Genomic DNA, 25,284 nt, shown 5'->3' on the forward strand with positions numbered 1-25,284 from the left:
AGGAAGGGCCGTCTGTGAGTTCGCAGGACCGAACCAGCAGCCGACGCGCCAGGATCTTAAAGATCTCAGCCGTAACGTCGGCCGGCGCGTTGTTTTTATCGGGGTGTTCATCAGAGGCTCAAACGGGCTGGTTGCCGTCGGACCGCGACACCACTAACCACACCGGCCGCATCATTGACCTGTGGGTCAACTCGTGGATTGCCGCTCTGGCGGTTGGTATCCTCACCTGGGCTTTGATCCTGTGGTGCATGGTTGCCTACCGCAGGCGCAAGAACGAGACCGGGTACCCCCGCCAGCTCAGCTACAACCTGCCGCTGGAAATCTTCTACACGGCCGTTCCGCTGTTCATGGTTCTGGTGTTGTTCTACTTCACCAACCAGGACATCAAGGCGATCAATGCAACCAGTGATGACCCGGACCGGGTCATCATTGACGTGCGCGCCAAGCAGTGGTCCTGGGACTTCAACTACGTCAACGAAGACAAGTACTACCAGGGCACGCAGGTTAACCTCGATGGAACCGAAGTTTCAGCGGATGAGTTCCCCACCCTGGTGCTCCCCGTTGACCAGACCATCGAGCTGCAGCTGAACACCCGCGACGTCCAGCACTCCTTCTGGGTGCCTGCATTCCTGCAGAAGATGGACATCTACCCCGGCCGCACCAACATCATCACCCTCGAAACCGGCAAGACCGGCACCTTCGACGGTAAGTGCGCCGAACTCTGCGGTGAATACCACTCCGAAATGCTCTTCAACGTCGAGGTCGTCACGGAAGACGAGTACAACGACTATGTAGAGACCCTGCCCAGCGGTCAGGTCGACGGGGAATACGACCGCCAGTACACCTCAGAATCTAGCGAAGTTAGGAAGTAGGTGACGTCATGACTACTCTCGAATATACTTCGGAAGATTCCGGCACCAGGGTCGCGCCCCGCGTAGTACCCGTCTCCAAGGGACGAATCGTTGTCAGTTGGATCACCTCCACTGACCACAAGACGATCGGGTACATGTACCTGATCTCCTCATTTATTTTCTTCTGCCTCGCAGGCGTGATGGCCCTGGTCATCCGCGCGGAGCTGTTTGAGCCCGGTATGCAGATCCTGCAGACCAAGGACCAGTACAACCAGCTGTTCACGATGCACGGCACCGTGATGCTCCTGATGTTCGCCACCCCGCTGTTCTCGGGTTTCGCAAACGTCATCATGCCCCTGCAGATCGGCGCACCGGATGTTGCCTTCCCGCGGCTGAACGCCCTGGCCTTCTGGTTCTTCCTCTTCGGCAGCACCATCGCCGTTGCCGGCTTCATCACCCCGCAGGGCGCTGCGTCCTTCGGCTGGTTTGCCTACACCCCGCTGTCCAGCACCACGTTCTCTCCGGGCGTGGGCGGTGACCTCTGGGTCTTCGGCCTGGCACTGTCCGGCTTCGGTACCATCCTCGGTGCCGTCAACTTCATCACCACCATCATCTGCATGCGTGCCCCCGGCATGACCATGTGGCGGATGCCGATCTTCACCTGGAACACCCTGGTGACGGCCATCCTGGTCCTGATGGCGTTCCCGCCCCTGGCAGCAGCACTCTTCGCCCTCGGCGCAGACCGGCGCTTCGGCGCGCACATCTTTGATCCGGAGCGCGGCGGTGCCATCCTGTGGCAGCACCTGTTCTGGTTCTTCGGCCACCCCGAGGTCTACATCATCGCCCTGCCGTTCTTCGGCATCGTGTCCGAGATCTTCCCGGTCTTCAGCCGCAAGCCGATCTTCGGCTACAAGGGCCTGGTGTACGCGACCATCGCCATTGCTGCACTGTCCGTGACGGTCTGGGCCCACCACATGTACGTGACCGGCGCCGTTATGCTGCCGTTCTTCGCCTTTATGACCATGTTGATTGCGGTGCCTACGGGCGTGAAGTTCTTCAACTGGATCGGCACCATGTGGCGGGGGTCCATTACGTTCGAGACCCCCATGCTGTGGAGCATCGGCTTCCTCATTACGTTCCTCTTCGGCGGCCTGACCGGCATCATCCTGTCCTCCCCGCCGCTGGACTTCCACGTCTCGGATACGTACTTCGTGGTTGCCCACTTCCACTACGTCATCTTCGGCACCGTCGTGTTCGCCATGTTCGCCGGCTTCTACTTCTGGTGGCCCAAGTGGACCGGCAAGATGCTCAACGAACGCCTGGGCAAGATCCACTTCTGGCTCCTGTTCTTCGGTTTCCACGGCACCTTCCTGATCCAGCACTGGCTGGGCGTGCTCGGTATGCCGCGCCGCTACGCCGACTACCTGGTGGAAGACAACTTCACCGCGATGAACCAGTTCTCCACCATCGCCTCCTTCGTCCTGGGTGCCTCGATGATTCCGTTCTTCTGGAACGTGTACATCACCTGGCGCCACGGCAAGAAGGTTGAAGTGGATGACCCCTGGGGCTTCGGTGGCTCGCTCGAGTGGGCAACCTCCTGCCCGCCGCCGCGCCACAACTTCACCTCGCTGCCGCGGATCCGTTCCGAGCGTCCGGCACTGGACCTGCACCATCCCGAGCTGCAGCAGCACGTCACTGACGATTCCGCCGCAGCCAAGGTATTCGGCCCCGGCGACCGGAAGGAAAAAGTCTAATGAAGGTTGAGACTAAACTCTTCGCTTACATGACGCCGTTCTTCATCGTCGTCGGTGTTGTCTACGGCTACATGGTGGAGTGGACGGAGCCCGTCGGTTACCTGGCGCTGTTCCTTACCGGCGGTATGTCCGGCATGATCGCCTACTACATCGGCTTCACCGGCAAGCGCGTCGGTCCCCGGCCCGAGGACCGGCTTGACGCCGAGATCCACGAAGGCTCCGGCGAGCAGGGCTTCTTCAGCCCGTGGAGCTGGTGGCCGCTGCTGCTGGGCGCCTCGGCAGCCATTGGCTTCCTGGGCATGGCAGTGGGCTGGTGGATCCTGTACATCGGTGCCGGCCTGGCCGTCATCGCACTCGTTGGCTGGGTCTTCGAATACAGCCGCGGTAACCACGCCCACTAGGGCTGGATAAGAACATACAAGGGAAGGGCCCGCAGGAAACTGCGGGTCCTTCCCTTTTTCGTGAGTGGCCCACCGGGCAGCCGGGGGAGGGGAGCCAGTAGCTATGCCGGTATTCTTAGACGGCAGCAGTTTTCCCAGCCGAAGGGGCGGAGTCGAAGCATGCGTATTTACGGTCCGTCCGTCCGTCCGGGACACCGCCGGTGAGCAATCACCGGCTGCGGCTGATCACCGAGGGTATTGACCCCGCCGCGGGCGTTGCCAAGCATGTCCAGCTGCAGGGCATCCTCCGCCGGTTCGTGGAGACCCATGCCGGCGCGGGGGAGATCATCCCCTCCGAACGTGAACTTTCGGAACACTTTGCCGTAGCTCGCATGACCATCCGCCAGGCCGTGGACGCACTGGTGGCCGACGGTGTCCTGGAACGCGTCGTCGGGCTCGGCACCTTCGTTGCCCGCCCCAAAATGGACCTGCAGGTGCAGCTGACCTCCTACTCGGAGGAAATGCACCGCCGCGGGATGGTTCCGGACGCACATGTCCTCAGCTTCGAGCAGATCGGTGCCTCGCAGCTGGTGGCCCGTGAACTCCAGATTGAACCCGGCCAGCCGGTGGTCCGCTTCCGCAGGCAGCTGCTGGCCGACGGCGAGCCGATGAGCGTGGACGAAAACTTCATTCCTGCGCACTATGTGCCGGGCATCCTCGAAGAGCAGGCGCCGACGTCGTTGTACAACGTCCTGAGCGAACGCTACGGACTGGTGATGGAGTGGGGCGAGGACACCATCGAAGCGACGGCGGCCTCCGCCTCCATCGCGCGCCTGCTCAACGTGGAGCTCGGTGCGCCGGTGCTGAAGATCCAGCGCCACGCCTACGTCTCACGCGCGATGGTGGACTACTCCGTGTCCTACTACCGTGCGGACCGCTACAAGCTCTGGGTGCCCCTCCAGCGGCCCGGAGTACGCACTCCCCGTTCCTACCACCCGCGCAGGCGCCCGCACGCCTGAAAGCACCACCAGGGCCCGCAGCCCCTCACCCAAACCCCACAGCAGGAAGAAGAACAGCATTATGGTCACCATTCGGATGTACAAGCGCGACGACGCGGGGGTGCTCCATTTCCGGGAGGCGCTCTACGACGAGGACGACGGACAGCTGATGCTGACGTCCGGCCCGGTTGGATACGAGGGCTCCGCAAAGGTGCAGGACGTGGCTCCTGACGCCGCCGAGGACCTGCTGCACGCCTTTGCGGTTGCCTCGGAGGAGGAGGGGTACGCGGAGATGGAGCCGGCGGAGCAGCACTGGGTGATTGTCCAGTATGCACTCAAGACGGCGGCCGGCACGGAGCGGGACCGCTACCTCGAACATAAGGCGACCCAGGCCATCTCCTCATACTTCCTCTGGCGGGGACTGGGGGAGGTGGACCACACGGAGTTCGCTCCGCGGAAGCTGAACATCTACTGCCTGGTTCCCGATGTGAACAAGGCCGTGGCAGGTCTGAAGGTTGTCCTGCGTGATCCGCTGCTGGACTTCACCAAGATTACGATCGGCTCGGCGCCCGTAGCGGAGCCCGCCGCGCTGAAGCAGCGCTACCCGCTTCCGGCCAAGCGGCCGTTCACGCTGGCCTAGCCGGTACAAAAAAGAGGGCCCGACCGGATGATCCGGTCGGGCCCTCTTTCTGCGTTTGCCTAGCGGCTAGCGCTGTTCGATCGATGCGGAGTCGTCGGCCTTGGCCTCGACCTCGGCAGGCGACTCGTGGTGGTGTGCGTTCTCGAGCTCCGAGGGCGTCACCGGGGCGACACGGTCCTCGAAGAAGAAGCGGGAGAGCTTCGCACGGCGCTTCTCCTTGCGGGAGACCTTGCCGTTGGCGTCCGGCTGGGCCGGAAGCGCCTTGTACGAGTCGAAGTCCACCAGGCGGTAGCGCTTGTACTCGTCCAGCGGCTCGTGGACCTCGATGTACTCACCGTGCGGGAGACGGACAATGCGTCCGCTCTCGACACCGTGCAGGACAATCTCGCGGTCCTTGCGCTGCAGCGCCAGGGCGATGCGGCGGGCAATGATGAAGCCCAGGATCGGACCGACGAAGAACAGCACCCGCAGCCAGTACGTGACATCGTTCAGCGACACATGGAAGTGCGTGGCGATGAGGTCGGAGCTGGCGGCTGCCCACATCACGCAGTAGAACGTGATGCCTGCAACGCCGACGGCGGTGCGGTACGGGGCGTTGCGCGGACGGTCCAGGAGGTTGTGCGCGCGCTTGTCCTTGGTCAGCCAGGCTTCGATCCACGGCCAGGCGAAGAGCAGCGTGAAGACCAGGCCGGCCGGGCCCAGGGCGGGCAGCAGGACGTTCAGCGAGAGGGTGTTGTCACCCCACGGGAACGGGATGACCCACTCCAGCGGGAAGGCGCCGATGAAGCCCGGCATCAGGCGCAGCGCGCCGTCCACCCAGCCGATGTACCAGTCAGGCTGGGTACCGGCGGACACGGGCGAGGGATCGTAGGGACCGTAGTTCCAGATCGGGTTGATCGTGAAGAAGCCCGCAATGATCGCAATCACGCCGAAGACGATGAAGAAGAAGCCGCCGGCCTTGGCTGCGTAGACCGGGCCGACCGGGTAACCGACAACGTTGTTGTTGGTCCGGCCGGGTCCGCGGAACTGCGTGTGCTTGTGGATAACCACCATGAACAGGTGGATGGCGATCATCAGGAGGATCAGCGCCGGAACCAGGAGGATATGCAGCATGTACAGACGGCCGATAATCGCGGTTCCGGGGAATTCACCGCCGAACAGGAAGAAGCTGATGTAGGTGCCAACCACCGGGACTGACTTGATAACGCCGTCGATGATGCGCAGGCCGTTGCCGGAGAGCAGGTCATCGGGGAGGGAGTAACCGGTGAAGCCGGCAGCCAGGGACAGGATCAGCAGGACGCCGCCCACCACCCAGTTGAGTTCGCGCGGCTTGCGGAAGGCGCCGGTGAAGAACACGCGGAGCATGTGCACCGAGACGGCTGCTACGAAGAGCAGTGCCGACCAGTGGTGTACCTGGCGCATGAAGAGGCCGCCGCGGACATCGAAGGAGATGTTCAGGGAGGACTCGTAGGCGACGGACATTTCGACGCCGCGCAGCGGAACGTAGCTGCCGTCGTAATGCGTTTCCGCCATGGACGGATCGAAGAAGAACGTCAGGAACGTTCCGGTCATCAGGAGGATGACGAAGCAGTACAGCGCAACTTCACCGAACATGAAGGACCAGTGGTCGGGGAAGACCTTGCGGCCGAACTCCTTGACCATGGCCGAACCGCTGACCCGGGAGTCAACGAAGTTGGTGATGCGGCCCAGACGGGTTTTCGCCTCGTAAGGGGTGGCAGAGGGAACACTCATGATTAGCCACGCTCCCAGTAGCTCGGTCCGACAGGTTCTTGGAAGTCATCCTTGGCGATGAGGTAACCCTCGGCGTCGACCTCGATCGGCAGCTGCGGCAGCGCATGGCCGGCCGGGCCGAAGATGACCTTGCATTCCTGCGTCACGTCGAAGGTCGACTGGTGGCACGGGCACAGCAGGTGGTGCGTCTGCTGCTCGTAAAGCGCAACCGGGCAGCCGACGTGGGTGCAGATCTTGGAGTAGGCGACAATGCCGTCCACGGCCCAGTCTTCGCGTCCGGGGGAGGGGTTCAGATCCTCGGGGTTCAGACGCATCAGCAGGACTACGGCCTTGGCCTTTTCCTCGAGCTTGTGCTCGGGGAGATCGTTCAGGCCGTCCGGGATGACATGGAAGGCCGAACCGAGAGTGACATCCGAGGCCTTGATGGCGGTACCGCTGGGATCGCGGACCAGCCGCGTACCCGATTTCCACATCGTGTGGCGGAGGGTGTCGCCCGGAAGGGGGCCCAGGTCGCGGAACACGGCGATGGCAGGCAGCGGTGCCAGCACCATGGCGCCGAGGAGGGTGTTGCGGATCAGGGGACGGCGCTTGATGCCCGTTTCCTCAATGATGTCCCCAACGATCTTCTCCGCGATGACGCGGTCCTCTTCGGGACGGATCTCGTGGCGCTCTTCCGTGACCTCGTGGTCCGGCATAAGCGTCTTCGCCCAGTGGACAATGCCGACGCCGATGCCGAGCATGGCGAAGGCGGTGCCGAGTCCCAGGAGGATGTTCTGCAGCCGCAGTTCCGCGATGCTGGCATCGTCCAGGTGGATGCTGAAGTACCCGATGAAAAATACGATCGTGCCGATGATCGACACGATGAACAGGCTCGCGACCTGCCGCTCCGCGCGCTTTTCGGCGCGGGGATGTGTGTCGGCTAGACGAGGGCGGTGCGGGGGAAGTCCCGGATTCTGGAACTTCTCCTCATCTCCCTGGCCAGCCGTAGCGACGGTGCCCGAGGTGTTCGGACTGCCGTGACTATGGTCGCCCATGATCCCCCTCATCCTTCTGTGAAAACTGCATTTATAGACCTATATGTAACTGTGATGTCACCCGTGGAGGTGAGCGCGGCTGTGGTTAGGAAGACCGGGCGGTCAACCAAATGGTGAAAGCGATGATGATTCCAAGACCGGCGGTCCAGATGAACAGACCCTCGGATACCGGACCCAGTGAGCCCAGCTGGGCTCCACCGGGGGAGCCGCTGGTTTCGATGTCCTTCAGGAACGTGATGATGTCCTGCTTCTCCTCGGGGGAGATGTTGGTGTCGTTGAAGACAGGCATGTTCTGCGGGCCCGTGACCATGGCCTCGTAGATGTGCTTTTCGCTGACGCCGTCCAGGCTCGGAGCGAACTTGCCGCGGGTCAGTGCACCGCCGGCAGCTGCTGCGTTGTGGCACATGGCGCAGTTCACGCGGAAGAGCTCGCCGCCGTTCGCGGATGCCTCTTCGTCAGTGGTATCCGACTCAAGGTATTCCGAGTCCGGAACCGACGGGCCGGCGCCGAGGCTGGAAACGTAGGCCGCCAGCTCCTCGGTCTGCTCCTCGTCGAACTGGACCGGCTTTTCCTGGGCCTGGGGGCCCTGCATGGCCATCGGCATGCGGCCGGTGCCCACCTGGAAGTCGACCGAGGCTGCGCCGACGCCCACCAGCGACGGGCCGTTTTCGGTGCCGGAGGCCTCAATGCCGTGGCACGTTGCACAGTTGGCGACGAAGAGCTTCTCGCCCTCGCTGACGTCTTCGGCAGTGTACGTGGTGGTAGCTGCCTGGGCCTGGTTGGCTCCGTTGGCTACGGCATAGAGACCACCCGTAACGAGGAGTCCCAGCAGCAGCAGCGCGACTGCTGCGAGGGGATGACGCCGCCTTTGCGATAGTGCCTTCACTTCGTAGTTCCTAACTTATGTGGTCTTTGGGAAACTGGTGCCACTTTGAAGTATTTCGTGGGGGTGCGGGTCCTCAAGCAGTGTTACTTGAGGAAGTAAATGATGACGAACAGGGCAATCCAGACCACATCAACGAAGTGCCAGTAGTACGAGGTTACGATCGCCGAAGTAGCTTCGAAGTGTCCGAAGCGCTTGGCGGCGTAGGCACGGCCGATGATGAAGAGGAACGCGATCAGGCCGCCGGTCACGTGCAGGCCGTGGAAGCCGGTGGTCAGGTAGAACGCGGAACCGTAAGAGTTCGACGAGAGGGATACGCCTTCGGAGACGAGCATGGCGTATTCGTAGGCCTGTACGGAGACGAAAATCGCTCCAAGTACGAAGGTCAGCAGGAACCACTCAGTCATGCCCCAGCGGGAAAGCTTCAGGAGCCCTCCGGTGCGGCGTGCCTGAAGACGTTCTGCGGCGAAGACGCCTGCCTGGCAGGTGAAGGAACTGGAAACAAGGATCACCGTGTTCACGAAAGCGAACGGAACGTTCAGCTTCTCCGTCTCCATGGCCCACAGGTCGCTCGAAGTCGAGCGAAGGGTGAAATACATGGCGAAGAGAGCAGCAAAGAACATCAGTTCGCTGGAGAGCCACACCACGGTTCCTACGGAAACCATATTGGGGCGGTTCAGCGTGGGGTGAGCCGGGGTACTGGGGGCATGGGTCGCTGTTGTCACATAGACATTATGGCGGTAAAAGTGCCCAGTTCTCCAACAGATAGCGGCCTACGGCGCGTCCAAAGCAGGCCCCGCTGCCCCGGATCCCTGTGTTGGCGCGGAAATGGACCTCCAGAAAGAAATCGGCTTTTTCTACGATTCGTAGATAACCTAGGGTGTGTGACTACGATTCCGAGTTCCGGCGACACCTGGCCAAGCCTGATTACTGCGCTGATCGGGGGCATGGACCTTTCCACGGAGCAGACCCGGTGGGCCATGTCGACCATCATGGCCGGCAACGCCACGGACTCCCAGATAGCGGGGTTCCTGGTGGCTCTGCGTGCCAAGGGAGAGACCGTTGACGAGCTGACCGGGCTCGTGGAAGCAATGGTGGCCAATGCACGGCCCATCGACATACCGGGGGAGACCCTCGACATTGTGGGCACGGGAGGCGACCGCCACAACACCGTTAACATTTCCTCCATGGCTGCACTGGTCTGTGCCGGTGCCGGAGCGAAGGTCGTCAAGCACGGAAACCGGGCGGCGTCGTCGGCGTCCGGATCCGCCGATGTGATTGAGGCGCTGGGGGTCCGGCTGGACCTGTCCGTGGAGCGTGTTGCGCAGGCGGCCGTCGAGGCCGGGATCACCTTCTGCTTCGCGCAGGTCTTTCATCCCTCCATGCGGTTCGCCGCTGTGCCCCGCCGCGAGATGGGTGTGGCCACCGCTTTCAACTTCATGGGGCCCCTGACCAACCCCTCCAACCCCAGCGCTTCGGCCATCGGCGTGGCGGACGCCCGGCTGGCTCCGCTGATGGCCGGCGTGCTTGCCCGGCGCGGCGTCCGTGCCCTGGTGTTCCGCGGCGATGACGGACTGGACGAGATGACCACCACCGGCGTCTCCACCGTCTGGGAAGTCCGTAACGGGGCCGTAGAGCAGTCCGTAGTGGATCCCCTGGATCTCGGCATCAGCCGGGCAACGCTGGAGGACCTGCGGGGCGGTGACGCCGCGGCCAACGCAGCCGTGGTGCGCAGCGTGCTGGCCGGGGACAAGGGACCGGTGCGGGACGCCGTGGTGCTGAACGCTGCGGCCGCCTTGGTGGCCCTGGACCGCGAGGCGGAAGGTCCGCTGATCGAGCGGCTGGCCCGCGGCCTGGCCCGGGCCTGCGACTCGATCGACAGCGGGGCGGCCCAGGCGGCGCTGGAGCGCTGGGTGGCCGTTACCCAGTAGGCACGCCGGGACCGCAGCGCAGGTTCTGCCAGCTGTCGAAGCCAGCTGTCGAAGCCAGCTGTCGAAGCTAGCTGTCGAAGCCGAGCGAGAACGCAGCGTCCAGGTCATGCCGGGAGTAGGCGCGGAACGCAATCTGCGTGGTGGTTCCGACGACGCCTTCCACCTTGGACAGGCGGTTGGCAATAGCGTCGGCAAGGTCTTCGTGGCGCTGTACCCGTGCGATGGCGATCAGATCGCAGTCACCGGTCACGGAATAGACCTCGCTGATGCCTTCGATCTCGGAAATCTCCTCCGCGCATTCCGGGATCCTGGCGGCATCGGTCTGGATAAGTACAAAAGCTGTGATCATGGCGGGGCCTTTCCTGCGGTGGTCTTTACTGGTGCTCTCTTCGAGCCTAGTGGATGGCCCGGTGCCGCCGGCGGGCAGCCGCGGTCCAGGCAGCGCGCTGGCCCAGGAGGAAAACGCCGAGCACCGCGAGGGTGACCACCTGGAAGCTGACGGCGGTGCCGCCGCCGGCCAGGGCACGGATGGCCAGTCCGGCGGCCACAGTTCCGAGCCAGATGACGACGCCGGCCGGCCAGAGCTGCGCGGGACGCCGCCAGGCGCGCGTGGCCGCCCAGCTGAGCAGGCAGGCGAGGAGGAACGGCAGTGCCGTGGCGAGGATGCCGGGCAGCGTTAGTCCGTGTTCGTGGCTTTGCCGGCCGAGGGCGGCGAAGACGACGATGAGGACCAGATCCAAGGCGAGGACCCCGGGCCAGGTCCGGACGGCTGCGTCGGTTCGGGGGGTGTCGGTTCGGGAGGTCGTGTCTGTCATGGCGTGCCCTCCGGAGCGGGGGTAGTGCGGTTTTCACGGACATAGGGGCCCAGGAGCCCGCGGACCCTGTCCTCCACCGTTTGCCGGGCGGCGCCGGATTCCAGCAGGCGGGTGGATGAGTGGACAATCGCATTGATGAGTTCGGCCGTCACCTGCGGGTCCGGTGCGCCCAGCTGTGTCAGCGTCTCCACCAGGGGGGTCTGCAGCTGCCGGTGCATCATGGCGCTCTGGTTGTTGAGCTCCTCGCCGGGGGCGACGGCGGCGAGGGCGTTGCCGACCGCGTGCTCACCCTCCGCGACCAGGGCAATGTTGGTCAGCACATAGGCCATGATGCGGTCCGCCGGTTCCGGCTCGGCATCCATTGCTTCCCGGACCCGCTGGGTCCAGCGGGGGAAAACGTCCAGCACCAGGGCGTGGAGGAGGTCCTGGCGGGATTTGTAGTACTGGTAGGCACTCGGACGGGCGAGGCCCGCCAGCGCAGCCACCTCGGCCATGCTGGGGGCCTCACCGGTCCGGGCCAGGAGGGTGCGTGCCGCGTCCAGCAGCGCCCGCTGCTGTGCCGCCCGGTGTTCGGCCACCGTGGGGGCCTTGATTCGGGGCACCCTGTGGCCCTCCTGTTCGTGCTGAGGCTAGCTGGCGAGGCGTCCGTCCACCATCTCGACAACGCGGTCGCAGTGGTGAAGGACGTCGTGATCGTGCGTCACCATAACTGTAGCAACGCGGTGTTCATGGGTTTCACGGGCCAGCAGGCCAAGCACCTCCTGGCTCCGGGCCTTGTGTTCCACGCCCGCCGCCGGCGCCGGGAGGTAGTCCTCACCGGCGCCAGCGGTTCGGGGCGGTGGGGCCGGTTAGGACCAGATGTCGTCGCCGCGCAGCGTGGCGTCGGCGCCGCCGTCGGTGTAGATGGTCTGCCCCGTGGTGTGGGTGTTCTCTTCGGAGGTCAGCCAGACCAGGAGGCGGGCAATAACTTCCGGATCCGAGTGGCCGTTCAGCGGCATGGGCACGTTGGCGTCCACCATGGCCCGGCCTTCGGGGGTTGACAGCAGGTCGCGCGTCATGGCGGAGACCACGGTGCCCGGGGCCACCGCGTTCAGCGGAATGCCGGCGCCGGCGAAGGCGGGGGTGATGCTTTCGCGGCGGACCCAGCGGCTCAGGGCGCGCTTGCTGGACGGGTAGTTCAGGTAGCCGGTCTGCGGGCCGTTGTCGGCGAGCGCCTGGCCGATCCGCAGGGCTTCCTCCTCGTTGCCCGCGAGCATGGCGTCAACGAGTTCGGGGGAGTTGGGCTGCAGGCTGGCCATGGAGCTGACGACGGCGGCGCGGGGGGCGCTGCTCTTGGCCAGGGTCGGTGCCAGTTCGGTCAGGAAGTCCGTGACGCCGAAGAAGTTCACGGCAACCGTGATCGGCGCGGGTGCGGAGATGCCGGCGCAGGCGATAACGGCGTCGACGTTTCCGCCGGCGAGTTCCACGGCCTTGGCGACGGCGGCGGAGCGGCCCTCGGGCTTGCTGAGGTCCGCCTCGACGTCGGCGTTGCGCAGGTCAACGCCGATGACGGTGTTGCCGCGCTCCTTCAGGATGGCGGCGGTGGCTGCTCCGATGCCCGAAGCTGATCCGGTCACAATGTAGGTTCTAGTCATGTTTACAGTGTAGACCTGTCAGCTTCGCCGGCGGCATCTCAGTGCAGGAGCTTCTGCCAGCCCGCCGGCACCCGCTCGGCGGGGCCGGGAACGGACTGGCTCTCCGGATGGTGTGCCGGCGGGGCCAGCTCCGGTCCGGCGAAGACCGAGGAGTCCGCGTAGTTCCAGAACCAGTCCTCTCCGGGCTCGAAGCTCCGGATGACGGGGTGCCCGGTCTGCTGCTCGTGGAGGGTGGCATGCTGTCCCGGCGAGCTGTCGCAGCAGCCGATGTGTCCGCACTCGGCGCAGCGGCGCAGGTGGTACCACCACCCCTGGTGCTGGGTGCATTCGACGCAGCCCGGGCCGCTGGGCGGAACGGCAATGTTGATACCGGGGATCGGATCCATGGCGGAACCTCCGTAGGGCGGGGACTCAGTACAGGAGCTTGGCCGGCACGCAGAGATGCCGTCCCCACCACGGTAGCCACCCGGCGGTCCCCGGCAACAGGGACCGGGGCGCCACAGCTTCCTGAAGGACTAGGCCAGCCAGGCGGTGGTAGCGGGAGGCAGCTGGGCGCCGTCAAGTGGCCCGCTGCTGTGGAGCACGGATCCCTCAGGTAATGGCACGGCCTCGGTGCCGAAGTTGGTGATGCTCTGCCATCCGCCCGGGCGCCGGAAGTGCAGCACGGTGGACGGGCTGTCCAGCCAGTGGAGTTCCTCCGCCGTCTGCTGCTTGCCGCGGAGCGCCAAGGCCTGCCGGTAGAAATTCAGGGTCGAAGCGCCGTCGTGTTCCTGGCCCGACACCGCAGCAGCCGCGAACTCCTCCGGTTGGGGGAGATGGGCCTGTCCTGCGCCGAAGCCGAAGGACGGGCCGTCGGTTGTCCAGGGCAGCGGCACGCGGCACCCGTCACGGCCCTTGTCCACCCCGGGGCTGCGGTGGAACGTGGGATCCTGCCGGTCCGCGTCGGGGATCTCCGCCACTTCGTGCAGGCCCAGCTCCTCGCCCTGGTACAGGTAGGCGGAGCCGGGCAGTGCCAGCATCAGGAGTGTCGCGGCCCTCGCCCGGCGCAGGCCCAGACCACGGTCCAGTTCCGGTTCGGTGCCGCCGGAGAGCACCCAGGCCTTCCCGTCCTGTCCTTTTTTGCTGCCCGCCGGAGCGGACGGCAGGCCGTAGCGCGTGGCGTGCCGGACGACGTCGTGGTTGGACAGCACCCAGGTGGAGGAGGCACCGGTGGTGGCCGCCTGCTCCAGGTTGGCGGTGATGATTTCACGGAACCGTGCGGCGTCGAAGTCTGCCTGCAGCAGGTCGAAGTTGAACGCCTGGCCCAGCCCCTCCGGGCTGGCGTATCGGCCCCGGCGTGAGGCATGCACCCAGGCCTCGGCCACGGCGGTGCGCGGAGGGTCGTATTCGTTGAACAGCTTCCGCCACTCGGCGAAGATGGCGTGGACCTCGTCGCGGTCCCAGAAGGGGTGGGTGCCGGCGGTCCCCTCACCCTCCGCGGTCAGCTCGGCTGCGGCCGCCAGCGGTTCCGTGAGGTCCTTGGCGAGGGCGTGGGCCACATCGATCCGGAAGCCGTCCACGCAGCGGTCGGACCAGAAACGCAGCGTCGTGAGGAACTCCCCGCGGACCTCGGGGTTCTCCCAGTTGAAGTCCGGCTGTTCCGGGGCGAACAGGTGCAGGTACCACTGACCGTCCGGCACCTGTTCCCAGGCGCTGCCGCCGAAGACGGACTGCCAGTCCGACGGCGGGAGGTTCCCGTCCGGGCCTGTTCCGTCGCGGAAGATGTACCGGCTGCGGGCCGCGGATCCCCTGGGCGAGGCCAGTGCTTCCCGGAACCAGGCGTGCCGGTTGGATGAGTGGTTCGGGACGATGTCCACGATGAGCTTGATGCCGGCGGCGTGCAGCGCCGCGGCCATGTCATCAAAGTCGTCCAGGCTGCCCAGCCGCGGATCGACGTTCCGGTAGTCGTCGACGTCGTACCCGCCGTCGGCGAGCGCCGAGGGGTAAAAGGGGCTCAGCCAGACCGCGTCGACGCCCAGCTGCGCCAGGTACGGCACCTTGGCCGTGACCCCGGGCAGGTCACCGAGACCGTCGCCGTTGGCGTCCGAGAAGCTGCGCGGGTAGATCTGGTACACCGCGGCCTGCCGCCACCAGTTCGGGTCCGTCATCGGGTCGGCTGGAAATGGCTGCGCGGAAACGGTCAAGGCGGTCCTTCGGGTGGGAAGTGATGGTACTGCGTTGTCCGGACTCTACCAACCGGTACGGCGCAGCCGGCAACTCAGAGGCCAGCCGCGCGGCGCTCCAGAACCTCCCGTTCGCGGAGGTTCCGGGCCAGGGCAGCTGCTGCACTGAACTCCGCGCGTGCCTCTCCTGTCCGGCCGAGCCGGGCCAGCAGCTCGGCCCGCACACTGGGCAGCAGATGGGAGCCGCGCAGCACCCCCTCGTCCGCAAGCCGGTTCACGACCACCAGCGCAGCTTCCGGTCCCGTGGCCATCGACACCGCCACGGCCCGGTTCAGTTCCACCACGGGGCCGGGGGAGAGCCGGCCCAAAGCTTCGTACAGCAGGACGATCCGCGGCCAGTCCGTTGCGTCGGCGCGGACCGCCGTCGCGTGGCACTGGGCAATGGCTGCCTGCAGGGCGTAGCTGCCGCGCGCGCGGCCGAGTTCCTTCGACAATGCGTCGGCGCGGGCCAGACGCTCCCGTCCCCGCTCGATCTGCGCCCGGTCCCAGCGGGTCCGGTCCTGGTCCGCCAGCAGGACAGGAGCGCCGCCGGGACCGGTGCGGGCGGCGAAGCGGGAGGCGGAGAACTCCATCAGCGCGACCAGGGCGTGTGCCTCCGGGACCCGGGGGACCAGCCCGGCGAGGATCCTTCCGATCCGCAGCGCTTCGGCCGCCAGGTCCGGCCGCGTCCAGCTCTCGCCGCTGGTCGCCGCGTACCCCTCGGTGAACATCAGGTAGATGACATGCAGCACCCCGCGCAGCCGCGGCGTCCACTCATTGGGCTCCGGCGGTTCAAAGGGCACCCGCGCCGCCGCCAGCGTTTTCCGGGCCCGGACAATGCGCTGCTGCACTGTGGCGGTGGGAACCAGGAACAGCCGGGCAATTTCGTCCGTGCGCAGCGACCCCACTACCCGCAGCGTCAATGCAATCTGGGCCTCCGTGGAGAGCACCGGATGGCAGGCCGTGAACAGCAGCCGGAGCACGTCATCCGGCAGCGGGTTCCACTCCGGGGCTGCCCCGTCCTGAGCCCCGCGTGCCAGCTCCTGATAGCGGTCCTGCAGCAGCTCGGTCCGCCGCCACCTGTCGATGGCCCGGCGTTTGGCCACGGCGGTGATCCACGCACCGGGGTTACGGGGAATGCCCGTCCTGCTCCATGAGGCCATCGCCTCGGCGACGGCGTCCTGTGCGGCATCCTCGGCCAGGCCGACGTCACCGGTCACCCGGGCCAGGGCGGCAACAATCCGGGCGCCTTCGATGCGCCATAGCGCGTCGAGACGTCCCGGAACTGCTGCCTGATCCACGGCTATTTGTTGCCCGCGTTCAGGTTCTCCTCTTCCTGCCGCCACAGCTCTTCCTTCTGGATGTATTCGTTGTCCGCAAAGTCGGCGAAGTCGGAGGCTTCGGTCACACGGCGGACCTCGAGTTTCGATCCTGGGCCCAGGGGTGCGCGGCTGGCCCACTCCGCGGCCTCCTCGCGGGAACCCACCTGCACAATCCAGAACCCGTTGAAGAGCTCGTGCGTTTCGCCGTAAGGGCCGTCGGTGACGAGCGGAGGATCCTCGGAGAAATCCACCACCAGCCCGCTGCCCTCGGAAAGGTCGGCGAGGCCTTCGCCGCCGAGCATCACTCCGGCATTGATCATGGACTCGTTGTAGGCGCCCATCTGGTTGATGATCTGCTCAAACGGGATGTCCTTGGAAGCCTGCACGGCTTCGTCCGTGGCCCGCATGATGAACATGTACTTCATGGCACTCTCCCTGCTGCTTGTTCCGTTGAAGGTGCTGATGCGCCTCCTACTATGACGTCGAACGGGCGGGATGGATATCGACAGCGGGGAAGAATTTTTTCTGCCGCCCGTGTGGGGGAACCGCCATGTTGTCCGCTGCACCGCCGACAGCGGATCCCCCTGCCCACGGCTGATTGCGCCCGGCCTTTCGGCGTGCCGGGCCGGGTTCTACAGTGTGGAGCATGGCCGGGATTCAGGTGCGCCTCCTGGGGCCGCCGTCGATCGAGTGCCCAGCCGGTGACGGGAGGCAGCCCCGTGGCCGGAAGGGCTGGGGGCTGCTTGCTTATCTGCTGCTGCACCGCACTCCCACACCGCGCGGCCAGCTCGCCGCGATGCTGTTTCCTGATGCCGGGGATCCGCTCGGCGCGCTGCGCTGGCACCTGTCGGACCTGCGCCGCGTGCTGGGCTCAGGGTCGGTGCTGCAGGGTGACCCGCTGATCCTGCGGCTGCCGCCGTCGTCGTTCTGCGACGCCGACACCGCCGCACCCTGGTCAGCGGACACCGCGTCCGCCGAGCTGCTCGAACGGCTGGAGTTCGCTGACTGTCCCGGCTTCGATACCTGGCTGACCGTGGAACGCCACCGGCTGCGGCACTTCGTCGAAACAGCTGCCTACGAAAGGGGGCTGGCTGCCCTCGCCGACGGCGACGCCGGGAGTGCCGTGCAGTTCGCCGGGCAGGCCGTCAGCTTGGACATGCTGAACGGGGACTTCCATGCGCTGCTGATCCGCGCCCTCCTGGCCGGCAGGGACCGCAGCGGAGCCCGGGAGCAGGCCGCCCGGTGCACCCGTCTTTTTGCCGAACACCTTGGTCTGGGCATGCCCGCTGAAGTCCAGCAGGCACTGGCCGCCCCGGATGTCAGGATCAGCGCTCTGGCAGCCACCGGCGTCGCGGTCAGGTCCTATCTGGAAGCGGCCGCGTCCTGTCTCGCCGCCGGTGCCACAACGCCCGCATTGGCGCACCTGCGGGTGGCCGGCGGCCTGGCCGAACGCACCGGGAACCGCCAGCTGCAGGACGAGGCGCTTCTGGCCCTGGCCGGCGCCCTGATCCACGGTGCCGGAGGCCGCGGCGCCGAGGTCGCTGATCTGCTGCACCGTGTGGTGTCCCTCGCCGGACCGGACGGCAGTCCTGCCGTGCAGGCGGCCGCCTACCGGGAGCTGGGATTCCTCGCCGTGCAGCGCGGCTTCCCGGCGAGCGGGCTTCGCTGGCTGGACCGGGCATTGGCGACGGCGGCGGGACTGGCGGACGAAACGGCCAGGGTATTGGGCGTCCGCGGGATGCTGGCCACCGATACCGCTGACTACCCCGCAGCCGCCGATGCGCTGGGCAGATCGGCGGGACTAAGCGCCGACAACCTGCGGCAGCAGGCGTTTGCGCGTGCCATGCTGGGCCGGCTGTACCTGCTGACCGGGCAGTACCGCGCCGCCGCTGAGGAACTCGACGCGTCCCTGTCACTCCTGGCAAGTGAGCACTGGACCGCGTTCCGGCCGCTGGTGGAAGCCCTGCGAAGTGAGACGTACCTGCTTTCCGGTGCGTCGTCGGAAGCGGCGGAGATGGCCGACCAGGCGGTCGCACTGGCTGAGGCGTTCGGTGACCGCTGCTTTCTGGACTCGGCGTTCCAAGCCAAGGCCCGGGTCCTGCTGGCTGCCGGCGAGCGGGCTGCCGCGGCAGAGTGGATCCGCCGCGGGCTGCGCCCCGACCCCTGGTACCGCTGGTTCCGGGGACGGAACCTGGACCTGGCCTGCACGGTGGCGCTGCATGCGGATCCGCCGCTGGCACTCGGGTACGCACGGGAACTAAGTGAGTTGTCCAGCCGCTACGGCCACGACGAGCTCACTGTCCGGGCCTATTCTTTCCGGGCGGCGCTGGGGGATTCGGCCGTGGAAACGGCTATTCCGCTCATGGCCGCCCGGATCACCAATCCCCGGCTGCGGGCTGACCTGGCCGGCCTTGCACACGGTACCGCACATGCCGGGGTCGAACACTGAAAGGGTCAGACAGCACTGGGGCGGGATATAAGCCCCCAAACGCAAGGACGTGAGGATCATGACGGAAACGCAAACCAGTCCCGACCGGGAACTGAAGGCGAGGCTCCGGGCGGTGTGGGCGCTCGGGAACTACACGGCCGTGGCCACCGAGATCATTCCCGCCCTGGGACCGGTGCTGGTGGGGGCCTGCGCTATTACGGACCGGGATGAAGTTCTCGACGTCGCCGCGGGTACGGGCAACGCAGCAATTCCTGCCGCGGAGACCGGCGCCGACGTGACTGCCTCGGACCTGACACCGGAACTCCTCGAAGCGGGCAAACGGATAGCGCAGTCCCGGGGTGCGCACCTGAGCTGGGTGACGGCCGACGCCGAATCGCTTCCGTTCGCGGACGGTTCCTTCGACGCGGTGATCTCCTGCGTAGGAGTGATGTTCGCTCCGCACCATGGGCAGACGGCGTCGGAATTGGTGCGCGTGTGCCGGCCGGGCGGGCGGATCGGGCTGATCAACTGGACGCCTGAAGGTTTTATTGGGCGCATGTTCGCCACCATGAAGCCGTACGCGCCGCCGCCGCCTCCCGGCGCCCAGCCGCCGCCGCTGTGGGGAAATCCCGACCATGTGGAGTCTCTCCTGGCGGGAAAGGTGCAGCATTTCACAGCCGAACGCCGTACCCTGCGTGTTGACCGGTTCGCGACGCCGGAGGATTTCCTGGGCTTCTTCAAAACGAATTACGGTCCCACTATTGCCGTGTACAAATCGCTTGGGGACCGCCCGGACCGCGCTGCTGCGCTGGATGCGGAGCTGTTGGAGCTGGTGAGCCGGTTCAGGGCCGGCCCCGGCAACACGGCTATGGACTGGGAGTATTTGCTGGTCACTGCGCGGCGCGCCTAGGGGACGGGGGAGTGGGCCGGGGAGCCGGCCTGGCGAGCCCCCTCCGGTCCACTCCCCGGGGTTCCGGTCGTCTGATCAATACCTCCGCGGGTTTCAGGGCCTTACTGGAGACAGGCTGCAAATGGCTGTGCATCTTCCGGCGCTGCTGATGCAGCCGGTTGGATGCCCGTGCGTCACAGGCCTCGGGATTCTGAGGGAATCTGCAGCTGATGCTGCCAGCGGGCTATCCAGGCCGGCATCAACTGCCCGCGAGAGGAACCCGGTGAACGCGCCCAAAGCTATCCGGGCGAATAAGGGCATCCGGACGGCGGGAACCGGCCCCGGGGGACCCCCTTCTCAGCGCTAGTTGACATAATGTGGATTATCGGCGTTTATATAAGGGTGCCGGAAGTGGTGGAAACCACAGATATGCCCGAAGCGTCCATCCAGCCCCGAATGTCCGCTGATCCCCCGTTTTTAGCTCTTTTTCACGTTTCGCCGACGCCGGGAACATCCAGTAAGCCTGAGGCCGCTGCCTTGAGGGTCACAAGCTGCCTGAGGGCCACAGGTCCCGAAACCGGCCGACCTGGTCGGACCATTTCGGGGCCTCCCACCCGCGGATGCACCCTGGCGTTTCAGTTGACATAACGTCCCCCGGTGACCAGCGGACACCGTTCGTGCGGCTTTACATAACCGGTCAGCCTGCTCCTGCCCTGCCGGAAAAACGGCGGACCTGGTTGCACGGTTTTCCGCCTGCGCCGGCGCCCCGGGCCGGTCCCTTTGCAGTTGACATAACGCATCGCACCGCAGGGGCAAAGGTTGACATAACCCGCCGTTCGGCACTGCCCTGCCCCGGTACGCCGCCGTCCGGCAGCCGACCCCGCACCGGACTGCCGACGGGAATACAAAATCACGACGGGATGTTGATCACTTTCCCGCCGTATTTCGTCATCCGTGGTCCGCCACGCCTGTACGGTTTGGTGCAGCGACTTTCGTTGCCCTATATGATCTACGCTTCACCCCCCCACAATCAGGAGATAAGCACAAGAAAATGGCTACCGATTACGATGCCCCGCGCGTCAAGGAAGAAGACCAGCACACAGACTCCCTGGAGGGTCTGAAAGCTCAGCAGCGTGGCGGAGCGATGACTGCAGTCATCGATGTCGAAGAGTCAGACGCCATTGACGGTTTTGACCTTCCGGGTGCGGATCTGTCCGGCGAGGAACTCCTCATCAAGGTGGTTCCCCCGCAGGCCGACGAGTTCACCTGCATGTCCTGCTTCCTCGTACGTCACCGCTCACAGATTGCCCGCGAAAAGAACGGCGAGGCCTACTGCGTGGACTGCGAGGGCTAGTCTCTCCCCGAGCCGCACAGCCGGGTTCCGCCCTACGGCGGTCCCCGGCTGTTTGTCTTTAACGCCGCACGCTCCCCCGTAGACTCTCCCGCATGAGCACCCATCTTCCAGCCTCAGCCCGTCCGCTCACCGCGGCGGACCGGAAACTCGTGGACCTGGCCCGCAGAACGATTGACGCCGCCACTGACGCCGGGCCGGGCGAAGACGGCATCCACACCATGGGTGCGGCGGTCCGCACGGCCGACGGCGGGATGCACGTGGGCGTGAACCTGTACCACTTCACCGGCGGTCCCTGCGCCGAACTTGTTGCTCTGGGCGCAGCCCGAGCGGCCGGGACCGGTGATCCCAGCGTCATCGTCGCCGTCGGCAACCACGGCCGCGGCGTGCAAAGTCCGTGCGGCCGGGACCGGCAGGTTCTTGCCGACTACTATCCGGAGATCCGCGTGATCCTGCCGACGGCGGACGGCCCGGTCAGTATTGCCGCACGTGACCTGCTGCCGCTGGGATTCGTCCCGCCCGCCGCATAACGTCCCCATGCCCGCCTCTCCCCTGCTGCGCCCCTGGACAGCCGCCGATGCGCCGGATCTCCATGCAGCCTTCACCGCCGATCCCTCCCTCGAACACCAGCTGGGCCGGCGGCTCGACGACGCCCGGCAGGCCGCAAAGTACCTCGAGGCCAACCTCACCGGATCGGAGCGGCGCCGCAGCTTCGCGGTCGATGTGGACGGCGTGGCCGTGGGCAATATCGGAATCAGCGCCATCGATCCGCGGCACCAGACGGCCTGGATTTCCTACTGGATTGCACCGTCTGCGCGGGGACTGTCCCTGGCCGCCCGCGGTGTCGCATCCGCTGCCGCCTGGGCTTTCAGCGACGCCGGTCTGTTCCGCCTCGAGCTGGGACACCGGACCAACAACCCTGCATCCTGCCGGGTGGCGCTGCGGGCAGGCTTCCGGTCCGAGGGTATCGAGCGGGAGAAGCTGCGGTACGGCGACGTCCGCTTCGACGTGGAAACCCATGCGCGGCTGGCCAGCGACCCGCATCCCGGCATCGTGCCGCTGCCGCGTCAGTCCCCCGGTCCCTCCACGTCCTGAACCACTTCATTGCGGCGCAGGAACCACGGCCGGAAGGGCGGATCGAAACGCGCGAAGCGTGGATTCCCGAGAGCCGTGAACCCCGCTGCGGACACCCCCGCCAGAAGGGCCGCCCGATGGCTCTGATAGTTCGCTTCGCTCCACCGGCCGGAAAACGACAAGGCCGCGGCCGCCTGCCCGGGAACGGGAACAATGCTCACGGCCGGGTCCTCCGGCACGGTGGCGGCCGTGGCTGCGGCGGGCAGGACGAACGCAACGATGAAGGCTCCCGGAACCGGACTCGGTTCCAGCAGCACCGGCGCCGTCATGGCCAGCGGCATCCCGGCCGTTCCGGCGGGGTAAGGTTCCCGTTCGCCCAGGGACGAGTTCTGCCCGGTGATGTAGGCGTACAGGTGCCTGAAGCCGGTGTTCCCCGCCCCCTGGAAGCCTGCGTTCACGGTGACCTGGGCCAGCAGGTGCGCAGGGTAATGGCGCAACTCGAACCCTGGATACCGTCCCAGGACGGTGTACGGCTGCTGCTCGGTCATGGTGCAGACGAGGTTACGCCCTTCGGCGGCACGGGAACACTGCAGCGGCCACTAGGATAAAGCGGTGCCCACCGATTCCACCGCCCTGCTGCGAGACCTGGTCCTGCCGATGCTCGAACGGGACCTCGTGCCGATAGTCCAACTGGGGCACCCCGCCCTCCGCCGCGCTGCGCTGCCCTTCAACGGTGAACTGGACGCCGTCGAACTCGACGCCCTCATTGCGCTTCTGCGCCGGGTCATGCATGCCGCGCCCGGCGTCGGCCTGGCGGCACCCCAGGTGGGGATTCCGCTGCAGATCGCCGTACTGGAGGACACCTACGACGTCGGTGCGGAGTCCGCGGCCGTCCGTGAACGGTCCGCACTGCCCTTCTTCTCCATCATCAATCCCCGCTACGAGGCCGACGGCGAGGAAACGGCCGAGTTCTTCGAAGGCTGCCTGTCCTTCGAGGGCTACCAGGGTGTGGTCCGCCGGCCACGGTCCGTGGTGCTGGACTACACCGATCAGCAGTCCCGGCAGCGCATGGAACGCTTCACCGGCTGGCAGGCACGGATAGTCCAGCATGAAACGGACCATCTTGACGGCACTGTGTACGTGGACCGGATGCTTTCCCGGTCGCTGTGCAGCAATGACGAATACTCCCGCCGCTGGGCCACGCCGGACATCGGCGAGGCCCAGCGCATCCTGGGGTTCTAGGCCCGGCGGACCCTAGGCCCGGACCGGTTCCGGCTCACGGGCCTGCTCCGGGGACGGATTCTGCGGCGTGGGGAGCCAGCGGGACCACCAGGCCAGGAGGTGCTCGAAGCGCCGGCGCCGGTGCCAGGGTGTGCCGCTGCGGGAGAGCTCGTGGTTCTCGCCGGGGAAGAGCAGCATCTCGGTGGGCACGGAGCGCAGCTTCAAAGCGGTGTAATAGCGCTGTGCCTGCTCCACCGGGCAGCGCAGGTCATCTTCGGAATGCACCACGAAGGTGGGGGTGCGGACGGCGTCCACGACCGCCATCGGGCTCTGCGCCCGGACCGCGGCCGGATCGGTGCCGGTGTAGCCGGCGCTGAAGAACCAGCCGATGTCCGCGGAGCCGACAAAGGACAGCGGATCCAGGAAGCCGCGTTCCACCACGGCGGCGGTGAACCGGTGGTCGTGCGCGATGGTCCAGGCGGTCAGGTAGCCGCCGTAGGACCCGCCCATGATCCCCAGCCGGCTGCCGTCCAGTTCGGGATGCGCGGCCAGCGCACCGTCCACGAACGCCAGGACATCGGCCAGGTCATGGGTGCCCATGGCTTCCTTGATGCTGCGGCCGTGCGCCTGCCCGTAGCCGGCCGACCCCCGGGGATTGCACATCAGCACTGCGTAGCCGGCCTTGGTGTAGACCTGCGTCTCGTCGAAATAGCCCCAGCCGTACTGCGAAAACGGTCCGCCGTGGATATTGAGCAGCACCGGGTGCGGGCCGGGCCCCTCCGGCAGGGCCAGCCAGCCGTGCACGGGATAGCCGTCCGCGGAGGGATGGGTTTCCTCCGCCGGCAGTGCCACCACGGTGTCCCGGCGGAGCGTTTCGGAGAAATCCGTGACCGTGCGGAGGCCGCCGTCGTCGACGACGGCAAGGTCGCCGGCCGTCTGCGGATCGGTGTAGCTGACCACCACGGTGCCGTCCGCCGATCCGGCGGTTTCAATGACCCGGGGGCCGGCTGCCAGCACTTCCACGCGTCCGCGGGGATCCACGGCCAGGAGTTCCCCCGTCCCGCGGGTCCGGTTCAAGACCAGAACCTCGGCGCTCAGATGTGGCACGATGGTGCCGTCGGACAGGTCGACGGTTTCCGGGTCCGTGAGGCGGCGGACCGCCGTCGGATCCGCCGCCGGTGCCGCATACAGGGCGGTGTTGCGGGCGACGAAATCGGTGCCGGTGACGGAAACTTCCTGGCCCAGGTAGAACAGCCAGTGGCCGTTGGTGCTCTCCACCGGGTCCGATACCGACAGCGGGTTGCCGGGGTCGTGGCTGGTAAGCCGGGTCAGGCCGGTACCGTCCGGGCGGATGCTGAAGACATCGGAGACGAGGGAAGCGTCCAGGTCCGGCGAGGACGTGAACAGGATCCTGCTTCCGTCCGCCGAGAACACCGGCTGCAGGTGGTCCGCGGCGTCGGAGGTCAGCTGCACGGCGTCGGGCAGTCCGGTTTCGGAGCCGGCGTCGTCCTTCGCCCGCCCCCGCGGTTCGATGCGGGGTTCGCCGTCGAGGTCCGGGAGGGTCACATGGAAGATCTGCACGGGTTTGTCGCCGGTGTAGCCCACGCCGTTCATCCGGTATTGGAAGGTCGTGATGAGCCGGGGATCCTCGGCGCCGGGTCCTACGCCGTCCGTGGTCCCGTACCGGCCCTCCTCCGGCACCCGGGAGGAAAAGACCACGCTGCCCCCGTCCGGGGAGAACTCAAACCAGGAGACGCCCAGCAGTGCGTCCGTCAGCTGCACGGGCTCCGCGATGCCCGCGCCCAGCACGTACAGCTGTGCCGGTTCCCCCGGTGCTGCCCGGAGGAAACCCAGGCTGGCACCGTCGGCACTGTACTTGGGCATGGTGTCTCGGAAACCGCGGGTGAGCCGGCGCGGCCGGCCTCCCGGCGTCAGCGGGACGCGCCACAACTGCCCGGTATAGGCATCGGCACGGAAGTCCGGGCGGGTCACCGAGACCACGCAGTGCAGGGCATCGGGATGCACGGCAGGGGCGGAAAGGGAATTGATGAGAGACAGGTCACATGGGTTCACGCTCCGAAGCCTAATGTCCGCGGACGTCCGGGCCAACTGCCGCCTTAGGATGG

The 25,284-nt window shown here is 66.2% G+C and carries 27 protein-coding genes; 12 read left to right on the top strand and 15 right to left on the bottom strand.

The window, feature by feature from the left end; genetic code table 11:
- Positions 1 to 14 precede the first annotated feature (14 nt).
- The 5 genes from ctaC to NNX37_RS08550 all read left to right on the top strand — a co-directional run bounded on the left by ctaC (position 15) and on the right by NNX37_RS08550 (position 4,623).
- Positions 15 to 872: an aa3-type cytochrome oxidase subunit II gene (ctaC, locus tag NNX37_RS08530; RefSeq protein WP_255791987.1), complete on the top strand. Its 858-nt coding sequence runs from the start codon at positions 15 to 17 to the stop codon at positions 870 to 872.
- An 8-nt stretch (positions 873 to 880) separates the two neighbouring features.
- Positions 881 to 2,605, top strand: coding sequence for an aa3-type cytochrome oxidase subunit I (ctaD, locus tag NNX37_RS08535; RefSeq protein ID WP_255791988.1), 1,725 nt, complete (start codon positions 881 to 883; stop codon positions 2,603 to 2,605).
- Positions 2,605 to 3,006, top strand: a complete 402-nt coding sequence (locus NNX37_RS08540; protein WP_255791989.1) for a cytochrome c oxidase subunit 4 — start codon at positions 2,605 to 2,607, stop codon at positions 3,004 to 3,006. The genes ctaD and NNX37_RS08540 overlap by 1 nt, the downstream gene beginning before the upstream one ends.
- Before the next feature lie 200 nt (positions 3,007 to 3,206).
- On the top strand, positions 3,207 to 4,004 hold the full coding sequence (locus tag NNX37_RS08545) for a GntR family transcriptional regulator (protein ID WP_407079937.1): 798 nt from the start codon (positions 3,207 to 3,209) through the stop codon (positions 4,002 to 4,004).
- 61 nt (positions 4,005 to 4,065) lie between these two features.
- Positions 4,066 to 4,623 carry a hypothetical protein gene (locus tag NNX37_RS08550; protein WP_304659249.1) on the top strand — a complete coding sequence of 186 codons (558 nt, stop codon included), beginning with the start codon at positions 4,066 to 4,068 and terminating at the stop codon, positions 4,621 to 4,623.
- Between the two features lie 66 nt (positions 4,624 to 4,689).
- On the opposite strand, the gene qcrB is transcribed toward NNX37_RS08550, so the two are convergent.
- The 4 genes from qcrB to ctaE all read right to left on the bottom strand — a co-directional run bounded on the left by qcrB (position 4,690) and on the right by ctaE (position 9,017).
- Positions 4,690 to 6,375 (bottom strand): cytochrome bc1 complex cytochrome b subunit, encoded by a 1,686-nt coding sequence (gene qcrB / locus NNX37_RS08555; protein ID WP_255791990.1) that lies wholly within the window; start codon positions 6,373 to 6,375, stop codon positions 4,690 to 4,692.
- A gap of 2 nt (positions 6,376 to 6,377) precedes the next feature.
- Positions 6,378 to 7,409 carry a cytochrome bc1 complex Rieske iron-sulfur subunit gene (gene qcrA / locus NNX37_RS08560; protein ID WP_255791991.1) on the bottom strand — a complete coding sequence of 344 codons (1,032 nt, stop codon included), beginning with the start codon at positions 7,407 to 7,409 and terminating at the stop codon, positions 6,378 to 6,380.
- Between the two features lie 85 nt (positions 7,410 to 7,494).
- A complete protein-coding gene (gene qcrC / locus NNX37_RS08565) occupies positions 7,495 to 8,295 on the bottom strand; it encodes a cytochrome bc1 complex diheme cytochrome c subunit (protein ID WP_255791992.1) in 801 nt (266 codons plus the stop codon).
- Between the two features lie 83 nt (positions 8,296 to 8,378).
- The gene (gene ctaE / locus NNX37_RS08570) at positions 8,379 to 9,017 is read right to left on the bottom strand and encodes an aa3-type cytochrome oxidase subunit III (protein WP_229948434.1); all 639 of its coding nucleotides are present in this window, start codon (positions 9,015 to 9,017) and stop codon (positions 8,379 to 8,381) included.
- Positions 9,018 to 9,176: 159 nt separating this feature from the next.
- Between ctaE and trpD the strand changes: the two genes are divergently transcribed.
- A complete protein-coding gene (trpD, locus tag NNX37_RS08575) occupies positions 9,177 to 10,223 on the top strand; it encodes an anthranilate phosphoribosyltransferase (RefSeq protein WP_255791994.1) in 1,047 nt (348 codons plus the stop codon).
- Between the two features lie 67 nt (positions 10,224 to 10,290).
- Here the strand turns inward: trpD and NNX37_RS08580 are convergent, their stop codons facing one another.
- The 9 genes from NNX37_RS08580 to NNX37_RS08620 all read right to left on the bottom strand — a co-directional run bounded on the left by NNX37_RS08580 (position 10,291) and on the right by NNX37_RS08620 (position 16,620).
- Positions 10,291 to 10,572, bottom strand: coding sequence for an Lrp/AsnC family transcriptional regulator (locus NNX37_RS08580; RefSeq protein WP_255791996.1), 282 nt, complete (start codon positions 10,570 to 10,572; stop codon positions 10,291 to 10,293).
- A 46-nt stretch (positions 10,573 to 10,618) separates the two neighbouring features.
- The gene (locus NNX37_RS08585) at positions 10,619 to 11,038 is read right to left on the bottom strand and encodes a DUF3054 domain-containing protein (RefSeq protein WP_255791997.1); all 420 of its coding nucleotides are present in this window, start codon (positions 11,036 to 11,038) and stop codon (positions 10,619 to 10,621) included.
- Positions 11,035 to 11,640, bottom strand: a complete 606-nt coding sequence (locus NNX37_RS08590) for a TetR/AcrR family transcriptional regulator (protein ID WP_255791998.1) — start codon at positions 11,638 to 11,640, stop codon at positions 11,035 to 11,037. Before NNX37_RS08590 ends, NNX37_RS08585 begins: the two co-directional genes overlap by 4 nt.
- A gap of 27 nt (positions 11,641 to 11,667) precedes the next feature.
- Positions 11,668 to 11,823 carry a hypothetical protein gene (locus NNX37_RS08595; RefSeq protein WP_255791999.1) on the bottom strand — a complete coding sequence of 52 codons (156 nt, stop codon included), beginning with the start codon at positions 11,821 to 11,823 and terminating at the stop codon, positions 11,668 to 11,670.
- A gap of 63 nt (positions 11,824 to 11,886) precedes the next feature.
- Positions 11,887 to 12,672, bottom strand: coding sequence for an SDR family oxidoreductase (locus tag NNX37_RS08600; RefSeq protein WP_255792000.1), 786 nt, complete (start codon positions 12,670 to 12,672; stop codon positions 11,887 to 11,889).
- A 38-nt stretch (positions 12,673 to 12,710) separates the two neighbouring features.
- Positions 12,711 to 13,058, bottom strand: coding sequence for a UBP-type zinc finger domain-containing protein (locus NNX37_RS08605; protein ID WP_255792002.1), 348 nt, complete (start codon positions 13,056 to 13,058; stop codon positions 12,711 to 12,713).
- A 129-nt stretch (positions 13,059 to 13,187) separates the two neighbouring features.
- Entirely contained in the window at positions 13,188 to 14,819 is a 1,632-nt protein-coding gene (locus tag NNX37_RS08610; protein WP_255792818.1) for a glycoside hydrolase family 13 protein, read from the bottom strand.
- A gap of 110 nt (positions 14,820 to 14,929) precedes the next feature.
- Positions 14,930 to 16,174: an RNA polymerase sigma factor gene (locus NNX37_RS08615; protein WP_255792004.1), complete on the bottom strand. Its 1,245-nt coding sequence runs from the start codon at positions 16,172 to 16,174 to the stop codon at positions 14,930 to 14,932.
- Positions 16,175 to 16,176: 2 nt separating this feature from the next.
- A complete protein-coding gene (locus NNX37_RS08620; RefSeq protein WP_255792005.1) occupies positions 16,177 to 16,620 on the bottom strand; it encodes a YciI family protein in 444 nt (147 codons plus the stop codon).
- Between the two features lie 221 nt (positions 16,621 to 16,841).
- Between NNX37_RS08620 and NNX37_RS08625 the strand changes: the two genes are divergently transcribed.
- From NNX37_RS08625 to NNX37_RS08645, 5 genes are all read left to right on the top strand, one after another.
- A complete protein-coding gene (locus NNX37_RS08625; protein ID WP_255792006.1) occupies positions 16,842 to 18,644 on the top strand; it encodes an SARP family transcriptional regulator in 1,803 nt (600 codons plus the stop codon).
- 58 nt (positions 18,645 to 18,702) lie between these two features.
- Positions 18,703 to 19,533, top strand: coding sequence for a class I SAM-dependent methyltransferase (locus NNX37_RS08630; protein WP_255792007.1), 831 nt, complete (start codon positions 18,703 to 18,705; stop codon positions 19,531 to 19,533).
- Positions 19,534 to 20,563: 1,030 nt separating this feature from the next.
- Positions 20,564 to 20,866 (top strand): DUF4193 domain-containing protein, encoded by a 303-nt coding sequence (locus tag NNX37_RS08635; protein WP_227911407.1) that lies wholly within the window; start codon positions 20,564 to 20,566, stop codon positions 20,864 to 20,866.
- Positions 20,867 to 20,958: 92 nt separating this feature from the next.
- Positions 20,959 to 21,393 (top strand): cytidine deaminase family protein, encoded by a 435-nt coding sequence (locus NNX37_RS08640; RefSeq protein ID WP_255792008.1) that lies wholly within the window; start codon positions 20,959 to 20,961, stop codon positions 21,391 to 21,393.
- 7 nt (positions 21,394 to 21,400) lie between these two features.
- Positions 21,401 to 21,958: a GNAT family N-acetyltransferase gene (locus NNX37_RS08645; RefSeq protein WP_255792009.1), complete on the top strand. Its 558-nt coding sequence runs from the start codon at positions 21,401 to 21,403 to the stop codon at positions 21,956 to 21,958.
- Here the strand turns inward: NNX37_RS08645 and NNX37_RS08650 are convergent.
- Positions 21,931 to 22,485, bottom strand: coding sequence for an SOUL family heme-binding protein (locus NNX37_RS08650; RefSeq protein WP_255792010.1), 555 nt, complete (start codon positions 22,483 to 22,485; stop codon positions 21,931 to 21,933). The two genes, NNX37_RS08645 and NNX37_RS08650, sit on opposite strands and share 28 nt — an antisense overlap.
- 64 nt (positions 22,486 to 22,549) lie before the next feature.
- Between NNX37_RS08650 and NNX37_RS08655 the strand changes: the two genes are divergently transcribed.
- On the top strand, positions 22,550 to 23,179 hold the full coding sequence (locus NNX37_RS08655) for a peptide deformylase (protein WP_255792011.1): 630 nt from the start codon (positions 22,550 to 22,552) through the stop codon (positions 23,177 to 23,179).
- A 12-nt stretch (positions 23,180 to 23,191) separates the two neighbouring features.
- Here NNX37_RS08655 and NNX37_RS08660 read toward each other — a convergent pair whose 3' ends face one another.
- Positions 23,192 to 25,231: a S9 family peptidase gene (locus NNX37_RS08660; RefSeq protein WP_255792012.1), complete on the bottom strand. Its 2,040-nt coding sequence runs from the start codon at positions 25,229 to 25,231 to the stop codon at positions 23,192 to 23,194.
- Between the last annotated feature and the right edge of the window lie 53 nt (positions 25,232 to 25,284).

This window comes from Arthrobacter zhaoxinii, from assembly GCF_024385505.1.
Taxonomy (GTDB): domain Bacteria; phylum Actinomycetota; class Actinomycetes; order Actinomycetales; family Micrococcaceae; genus Arthrobacter_B; species Arthrobacter_B zhaoxinii.

Coding starts and splice junctions, on each gene's coding strand:
- ctaD (WP_255791988.1), top strand. CDS start 881: ATGACTACTCTCGAATATACTTCGGAAGATTCCGGCACCAGGGTCGCG.
- NNX37_RS08540 (WP_255791989.1), top strand. CDS start 2,605: ATGAAGGTTGAGACTAAACTCTTCGCTTACATGACGCCGTTCTTCATC.
- NNX37_RS08550 (WP_304659249.1), top strand. CDS start 4,066: ATGGTCACCATTCGGATGTACAAGCGCGACGACGCGGGGGTGCTCCAT.
- qcrB (WP_255791990.1), bottom strand. CDS start 6,375: ATGAGTGTTCCCTCTGCCACCCCTTACGAGGCGAAAACCCGTCTGGGC.
- qcrA (WP_255791991.1), bottom strand. CDS start 7,409: ATGGGCGACCATAGTCACGGCAGTCCGAACACCTCGGGCACCGTCGCT.
- NNX37_RS08580 (WP_255791996.1), bottom strand. CDS start 10,572: ATGATCACAGCTTTTGTACTTATCCAGACCGATGCCGCCAGGATCCCG.
- NNX37_RS08585 (WP_255791997.1), bottom strand. CDS start 11,038: ATGACAGACACGACCTCCCGAACCGACACCCCCCGAACCGACGCAGCC.
- NNX37_RS08600 (WP_255792000.1), bottom strand. CDS start 12,672: ATGACTAGAACCTACATTGTGACCGGATCAGCTTCGGGCATCGGAGCA.
- NNX37_RS08605 (WP_255792002.1), bottom strand. CDS start 13,058: ATGGATCCGATCCCCGGTATCAACATTGCCGTTCCGCCCAGCGGCCCG.
- NNX37_RS08610 (WP_255792818.1), bottom strand. CDS start 14,819: ATGACGGACCCGAACTGGTGGCGGCAGGCCGCGGTGTACCAGATCTAC.
- NNX37_RS08620 (WP_255792005.1), bottom strand. CDS start 16,620: ATGAAGTACATGTTCATCATGCGGGCCACGGACGAAGCCGTGCAGGCT.
- NNX37_RS08625 (WP_255792006.1), top strand. CDS start 16,842: ATGGCCGGGATTCAGGTGCGCCTCCTGGGGCCGCCGTCGATCGAGTGC.
- NNX37_RS08630 (WP_255792007.1), top strand. CDS start 18,703: ATGACGGAAACGCAAACCAGTCCCGACCGGGAACTGAAGGCGAGGCTC.
- NNX37_RS08635 (WP_227911407.1), top strand. CDS start 20,564: ATGGCTACCGATTACGATGCCCCGCGCGTCAAGGAAGAAGACCAGCAC.
- NNX37_RS08640 (WP_255792008.1), top strand. CDS start 20,959: ATGAGCACCCATCTTCCAGCCTCAGCCCGTCCGCTCACCGCGGCGGAC.
- NNX37_RS08645 (WP_255792009.1), top strand. CDS start 21,401: ATGCCCGCCTCTCCCCTGCTGCGCCCCTGGACAGCCGCCGATGCGCCG.
- NNX37_RS08650 (WP_255792010.1), bottom strand. CDS start 22,485: ATGACCGAGCAGCAGCCGTACACCGTCCTGGGACGGTATCCAGGGTTC.